The sequence below is a fragment of the Oceanibaculum pacificum genome (genome assembly GCF_001618175.1).
GTDB lineage: Bacteria > Pseudomonadota > Alphaproteobacteria > Oceanibaculales > Oceanibaculaceae > Oceanibaculum > Oceanibaculum pacificum.
The window spans coordinates 1-6282 of sequence record NZ_LPXN01000072.1 but is presented as its reverse complement, the minus strand read 5'-3'; the positions used below and the strand labels follow the sequence as shown (position 1 = coordinate 6282).

Genomic DNA, 6282 nt, shown 5'->3' with positions numbered 1-6282 from the left:
TCGCCCCGGAAGGGGAGAGGGTGTTTCGCATCGCACCCCTGACATGCGTCAAGGGACTGGCATGGCGGGTAAATCCGGCCTAATTTGCAGGCGTTTCCATCCCGTATAGCCGATGCAAGGTAGCCGTGACCGATCCCGCCTATCCGGTGGAGCTGACTCCGCCCGACATCCGCCCCTATCGCCAGGGCAATACCGGCATCGACTACGCCACCACCTTCGATAGCGGTCAGCCCGGCCCGCATGTGATGATCAACGCCGTCACCCACGGCAACGAGCTGTGCGGCGCGATCGCGGTGGATTTCCTGTACCGGCACAATATCCGCCCGCTGATCGGCAAGCTGACGCTGAGCTTCGCCAATATCGAGGCCTATGCCCGGTTCGATCCGGCCAACCCCACCGCTTCGCGGTTCATCGAGGAGGATTTCAACCGCCTCTGGTCCGAGGAGGTGCTGGACGGCCCGCGCGACAGCGTGGAGCTGCGCCGCGCCCGGCAGATGAGGCCGCTGATCGATACGGTGGATTATCTGCTCGACATCCATTCCATGCAGCACGCGACCAAGGCGCTGATGCTGTGCGGCCCGCTGGACAAGGGCATCGCGCTGGCCCGCGCGCTGCGCCATCCCGAGATCGTGGTGTCCGACAAGGGCCACGCCGCCGGCCGCCGGCTGCGCGACTACCGCTTCTTCAGCGACGCCGCCGACCCGCGCAACGCGCTGCTGATCGAATGCGGCCAGCATTGGGAGAAATCCAGCGAGACCGTCGCCATCGACAATGCGCTGCGCTTCCTGTTCCATTACGGCCAGATCGACCGGTCGACGCTGGACCGGCTGGTCTCGACCCAGGATCTGCCGCCGCAGCAAGTGATCCAGGTGACCGAGGCGGTCACGGTGAAGAACGACCAGTTCAACTTCGCCCAGCCCTATCTCGGCCTGGAAGTGATCGAAAAGCAGGGCAGCCTGCTGGGCCATGACGGCGACGCGCCGGTCTACACCCCGCATGATCGCTGCGTGCTGATCATGCCGTCGCGCCGGCTGACCAAGGGCCAGACCGCCGTCCGGCTCGGCCGCTACCTTGACTGAGCCCGCCCACAAGCTCGCCGACGAGCTGAAGCAGAAGCGCGCGGCGCGGCCGCCGGCCAAGCTGTGGCAGATCGCCCTGGCGCTGGCCATCGGCGCCATCGGCGGCGCGGTCTTCCTGGAACTGCGCATGCCGCTGGCCTGGATGATGGGCGCCATGTGCTTCACCACGGTGGCCGCCATCGCCGGCCTGCCGGTGCGCATGGCGCTTAGCTTGCGCAATTGCTTCATCGCCATTCTGGGCGTGATGCTGGGCAGCGCCTTCAAGCCGGAGATCATGGGCCAGCTTGGCGGCTGGGTGCTCAGCGCCAGCGCGCTGCTGGTCTATGTCGTCACCTCGGGCGCGCTGGTCTATCTCTATTTCCGCCGCTTTTCCGGCTATGACCGGCCGACCGCCTATTTCTCCGCCATGCCGGGCGGGCTGTCGGAGATGACCATCATCGGCACCGCCATGGGCGGCGACGAGCGGGTGATCTCGCTGACCCACGGCACCCGCATCCTGCTGGTGGTGCTGACCATCCCGCTGTTCTTCCGCTTCTATTTCGGCTATCAGCCGCCGCCGGGCGCGGTCACCGGCGTGTCGATCCTGAACTTTCCGCTGTACGATCTGGGCCTGTTGGCGGTCTGCGCCGTTGTCGGCGCGGTGCTGGCAAAGCTGGCGCGCATTCCCGCCGCCCTGCTGGTCGGCCCGATGATCGTCAGCGCCGGCATCCACCTGGCCGGCCTGACCAGCCACGCCCCGCCGAAGGAGCTGGTGGCCATCGCCCAGGTGGTGATCGGCAGCGCCATCGGCTGCCGCTTCGCCGGCACCAAGCTGGCGCTGGTGCGCCGCACGGTGGGCGTGACCGTCGTTTCCACGGCGATCCTGCTCAGCGTCACAGTCGCCTTCTCGGTGCTGCTGCATGCGCTCAGCAGCGGCATCCCGACGCTGGACGTGGTGCTGGCCTTCTCCCCGGGCGGGCTGGCGGAAATGAGCCTGGTGGCGCTGGCCATCGGCGGCGACACCGCCTTCGTCTCCAGCCACCACATCGTGCGCATCATCTTCGTGGTGATCCTGGCCCCGATGGTCTTCCGCCTGTTGATGGGCCGCATCGTACGCCAGCAAAAGGAAGCCGCGGCGGACGATTGAGCCCCCGCAAGCTTGGTTCCCCTCCCCCAGCGGTTTGCTCTACTCTGCGGCGAACCCTATTTCGCAGCAGGAGCTGACGCGATGAGCGAGACGATGACCCAGTGGATCGAGCTGACCGCCGCCGACGGCCACAAATTCGACGCCTATACCGCCGGCCCGGCCGGTAAGCCGAAGGGCGGGCTGGTGGTGATCCAGGAAATCTTCGGCGTGAACAGCCATATCCGCAGCGTGTGCGACGGCTTCGCGGCGGAAGGCTATCTCTGCGTTTCTCCGGCCCTGTTCGACCGGACCGAGCGCAAGGTGGAGCTGGGCTATGACGAGGCCAGCGTGGCGCGCGGCCGGGAGCTGCGCGCCAAGGTCGCCTGGGAGCAGGTGATGCAGGACATGGCCGCCGCCATGGAGGCCGCCTCGGCCGCCGGCAAGGTCGGCAGCGTCGGCTATTGCTGGGGCGGCTCGATCTCCTTCCTGTGCGCCACGCGGCTGCCGGTGCAGGCGGCTGTGGTGTATTACGGCGGCCAGATCGTGCCGTTCAAGGACGAGACGGCCAATGCTCCGCTGCTGATGCATTTCGGCGAGGCCGACAGTGGCATTCCGCTCACCGATGTCGAGCAGATCAAGCAGGCGCAACCGCAGGCGAAGGTGCATGTCTACCCCGCCGGCCACGGCTTCAATTGCGACCAGCGCGGCTCCTTCGAGCCGACCAGCGCGCGTATCGCCCGCGAGCGCACGATGGATTTCTTCCGCCAGCATATCGGCTGACACCGGAGCGACGTCGCGGCAGCGCGGCGTTGACTCCAGATATTTATGTTGATATCAACTTTCCTGTCGCCAATACAGGAGAACGACATGAAATATGTGGAAGGTTTCGTCTGCGCCGTCCCGGCCGCCAACAAGCAGGCCTATATCGCGCACGCCGCCAAGGCGGCCAAGCTGGTGAAGGAATATGGTGTCTCCCGGATGGTCGAATGCTGGGGCGACGATGTGCCGGACGGCACCGTCACCGACTTTCGCGGCGCGGTGAAGGCCCAGGCGGACGAGGTGGTGGTGTTCAGCTGGTTCGAATACCCCTCCAAGGAGGTGCGCGACGCTGCCATGCAGAAGATGATGAGCGATCCGCGCATGAAGGACATGGCCGGCGAGATGCCGTTCGACGGCAAGCGCATGATCTTTGGCGGCTTCGTGCCGATCCTGGACGTCTGAGCATGGCCAAGGTCACCCAGCATCTCTGGTTCGCGACCGACATGGAGGCGGCGCTGCGCTTCTATACCGGCCTGATCCCCGGCTCTTCGCTGGAATGGATCTCCGAATTCCCCGCCGAAACGCCCAGCGGCCCGCCCGGCAGCGTGCGCCTGGCCGGCTTCACGCTGGGCGACCAGCGCTACATGGCCATCCAGGCCGGCCCGCTGGACCCGTTCAACCACGCCTTTTCCATCATGGTCGAATGCGATGACCAGGCGGAAGTCGACCGGCTGTGGGACGCCCTGCTGGAGGGTGGACAGGCCGAGCAATGCGGCTGGCTGCGCGACCGCTGGGGCCTGTCCTGGCAGATCGTGCCGAAGCGGCTGGGCGAGTTGATGATGGAAAGCGACCCAGCCACGGTGAAGCGCGTATCCGAGGCCATGCTGCAAATGGTGAAGCTGGATATCGCCGGGCTGGAAGCGGCGGCGCGGGGCTAAGCGGCGCGGGGTTAAGCGGCAAGGGGCTAGGCTATTTCGCCAGCACCCGCCCGGCCACGGCGTCCAGCTTGCCGACCAGCAGCGGGTCGCGCTGGTCGGGCGCGGTGATCAGCGCATGGTCCAGCGCGGTGTGACAGCCCTGCCCGCACGCCGCGTCGCGCGCCTGCAGCAGCGGCACCACGGCGCGGACCAGGCCGCGCGCCTTGTCGGCGTTGGACAGCAGCACCTTCACGATCTGCTCGACCGTCACATGGTCATGCTCGGGGTGCCAGCAATCATAGTCGGTCACCATGGCGACGCTGGCGTAGCAAAGCTCCGCCTCGCGGGCCAGCTTCGCCTCCGGCATGTTGGTCATGCCGATCACGTCGCAGCCCCAGGCTCGGTAAAGCTTCGATTCCGCCAGGGTGGAGAATTGCGGCCCCTCCATCGCCAGGTAGGTGCCGCCCGCCACCATGTCGATACCGCTCTCCGCCGCCGCCTGCAGCAGATGCCGCCCCAGCCGGCCGCAGACCGGATGGGCAACCGAGACATGGGCGACGCAGCCATTGCCGAAGAAGCTTTTCTCCCGCGCGAAGGTGCGGTCGATATATTGGTCGACCAGCAGGAAGCGGCCCGGCGGCAGATCCTCCCTGAGGCTGCCCACGGCGGAGACCGAGACGATCTCGGTGACGCCGGAACGCTTCAGCGCGTCGATATTGGCGCGGTAGTTGATGCCGCTGGGGCTGAGCGGATGGCCTCGCCCGTGACGCGGCAGGAAAACCACCGGCGCGCCGTCCAGGCTGGCGAACAGAAGCTGGTCGGACGGTCTGCCCCAGGGCGTGTCCACGGTGCGCCACTGCTTGTCGGTCAGCCCCTCCAGGTCATAGACCCCGCTGCCGCCGATGATGCCCACGACTGGCTTGCCCGCCATCCCCATCCTCCCGTCCGATATTTCCCCGAGGTTTCCCTAGTGATAATCGGACTTGGCGGCGAGGGGAAGAAGCGCGCCGCCTGAGGAGCCGGCGTCTCGAAGGAGCTGGCGGGCGATGGACCGTCAGGCCTTCGCCGGCTCCGCGCGCACCACGGGGCGTTCGTCGATCGGCCAGTGCACGATGCCGGCGAAGATGCCGAGCGCTATGGAGCAGTACCAGACAATGTCGTAGGAGCCGGTGGTGTCGTACAGATAGCCGCCGCCCCAGACGCCGAGGAAGCTGCCGATCTGGTGGCTGAAGAACACGATGCCGGTCAGCATCGACATGTATTTCGGCCCGAACACCTGCGCCACGATGCCCGATGTCAGCGGCACGGTGGACAGCCACAGCAAGCCCATGGCGGCCGCGAACAGCAGCACCGTGGTCGCTGTCATCGGGAAAGAAATGAACAGCACGATGACCGCCGAGCGCGCGACGTAGAGATAGCTCAGCAGATATTTCTTGGTGTATTTGCCGCCCAGCACGCCGGCCGTGTAGGAGCCGATGACGTTGAACAGGCCGACCAGCCCCAGCGCCCACGCGCCGATCTGCGGGTCAAGCCCGCGGTCGATGACGAAGGAGGGCAGATGTGCTGCGATGAAGGCGACATGAAAGCCGCAGACGAAGAAGCCGGCGGTCAGCAGCAGGAAGCCCTTGTGCCGGCTGGCCTCGCGCAGCGCCTGTCCCAGGCTCTGGCTGTTCGCCGGCCCGGCGGCTCCGCCCTGCCCGACGCCCTTGAACGCCAGCGCCAGCGGCAGCATGGCCAGGGAGGTCACACCCAGGATCAGCACCGTGGTCTGCCAGCCATAGGCCGACAGGAAGGCCTGGCCCAGCGGCACCATGGCGAACTGCCCGAAGGAGCCGGCGGCGGTCACGATGCCCAGCGCCCAGGAACGCTTCTCCGGCGCCACCACCTTGCCGACGGCGGCCAGCACGATGGAGAAGCCGGTGCCCGACAGGCCGAAGCCGACCAGCAGGCCGGTCGAGAGGTGAAACAGCGACGGGCTGGTGGACACCGACATCAGCAGCACGCCGGCGGAATAGAGCAGGCCGCCGGCGATCAGCACCTTCATCGAGCCGAACCGGTCGGCCAGCGCGCCGGCGAAGGGCTGGCCCAGGCCCCAGAGCAGGTTCTGCAGGGCAATCGACAAAGCGAAGATTTCACGCCCCCAGCCCAGCTCGCCCGAGATCGGCACCATGAACAGGCCGAAGGCGGATCGCACGCCGAAGGATAGGGCGACGATCAGGCTGCCGCAGATCATGATCACGGCCACTGGCAAGTGCCAGCTCCGCCCCGCCGCCACCGTCTTCTCCGACATTGCTGGCTCCTATGGCCGATAGAAATCAGGATGATATTAGCGGCACCGCGCCGCGACGCCAGCAGCCAGCCGGAATGGCCGGAATGCAGCCGCCGCTGTCGCGGTGACAATCGCGACGGCTGGCGCGACGGC

7 protein-coding genes are annotated in these 6282 nt (G+C 66.7%); 5 read left to right on the top strand and 2 right to left on the bottom strand.

The window, feature by feature from the left end; translation table 11 throughout:
- Nucleotides 1-125 precede the first annotated feature (125 nt).
- The 5 genes from AUP43_RS05350 (at nucleotide 126) to AUP43_RS05330 (ending at nucleotide 3881) form a co-directional block, all read left to right on the top strand.
- Nucleotides 126-1079 carry a M14 family metallopeptidase gene (locus AUP43_RS05350; protein WP_067553528.1) on the top strand — a complete coding sequence of 318 codons (954 nt, stop codon included), beginning with the start codon at nucleotides 126-128 and terminating at the stop codon, nucleotides 1077-1079.
- Nucleotides 1072-2205: an AbrB family transcriptional regulator gene (locus AUP43_RS05345; protein ID WP_232314882.1), complete on the top strand. Its 1134-nt coding sequence runs from the start codon at nucleotides 1072-1074 to the stop codon at nucleotides 2203-2205. The genes AUP43_RS05350 and AUP43_RS05345 overlap by 8 nt, the downstream gene beginning before the upstream one ends.
- 81 nt (nucleotides 2206-2286) lie before the next feature.
- Nucleotides 2287-2964 (top strand): dienelactone hydrolase family protein, encoded by a 678-nt coding sequence (locus AUP43_RS05340; protein WP_198154831.1) that lies wholly within the window; start codon nucleotides 2287-2289, stop codon nucleotides 2962-2964.
- A gap of 87 nt (nucleotides 2965-3051) precedes the next feature.
- Nucleotides 3052-3405: a DUF1428 domain-containing protein gene (locus tag AUP43_RS05335; protein ID WP_067553526.1), complete on the top strand. Its 354-nt coding sequence runs from the start codon at nucleotides 3052-3054 to the stop codon at nucleotides 3403-3405.
- 2 nt (nucleotides 3406-3407) lie between these two features.
- Complete coding sequence (locus AUP43_RS05330; RefSeq protein WP_067553524.1) at nucleotides 3408-3881, top strand: VOC family protein; 474 nt, start codon at nucleotides 3408-3410, stop codon at nucleotides 3879-3881.
- 31 nt (nucleotides 3882-3912) lie between these two features.
- On the opposite strand, the gene AUP43_RS05325 is transcribed toward AUP43_RS05330, so the two are convergent.
- The gene (locus AUP43_RS05325) at nucleotides 3913-4797 is read right to left on the bottom strand and encodes an S-methyl-5'-thioadenosine phosphorylase (protein WP_067553523.1); all 885 of its coding nucleotides are present in this window, start codon (nucleotides 4795-4797) and stop codon (nucleotides 3913-3915) included.
- A gap of 117 nt (nucleotides 4798-4914) precedes the next feature.
- Entirely contained in the window at nucleotides 4915-6150 is a 1236-nt protein-coding gene (locus AUP43_RS05320) for an MFS transporter (protein WP_067553522.1), read from the bottom strand.
- Between the last annotated feature and the right edge of the window lie 132 nt (nucleotides 6151-6282).

Excerpts from the sequence above, each read along its gene's own strand:
- AUP43_RS05320 (WP_067553522.1), bottom strand. The coding sequence starts at position 6,150 with ATGTCGGAGAAGACGGTGGCGGCGGGGCGGAGCTGGCACTTGCCAGTG.
- AUP43_RS05335 (WP_067553526.1), top strand. The coding sequence starts at position 3,052 with ATGAAATATGTGGAAGGTTTCGTCTGCGCCGTCCCGGCCGCCAACAAG.
- AUP43_RS05325 (WP_067553523.1), bottom strand. The coding sequence starts at position 4,797 with ATGGGGATGGCGGGCAAGCCAGTCGTGGGCATCATCGGCGGCAGCGGG.
- AUP43_RS05330 (WP_067553524.1), top strand. The coding sequence starts at position 3,408 with ATGGCCAAGGTCACCCAGCATCTCTGGTTCGCGACCGACATGGAGGCG.
- AUP43_RS05340 (WP_198154831.1), top strand. The coding sequence starts at position 2,287 with ATGAGCGAGACGATGACCCAGTGGATCGAGCTGACCGCCGCCGACGGC.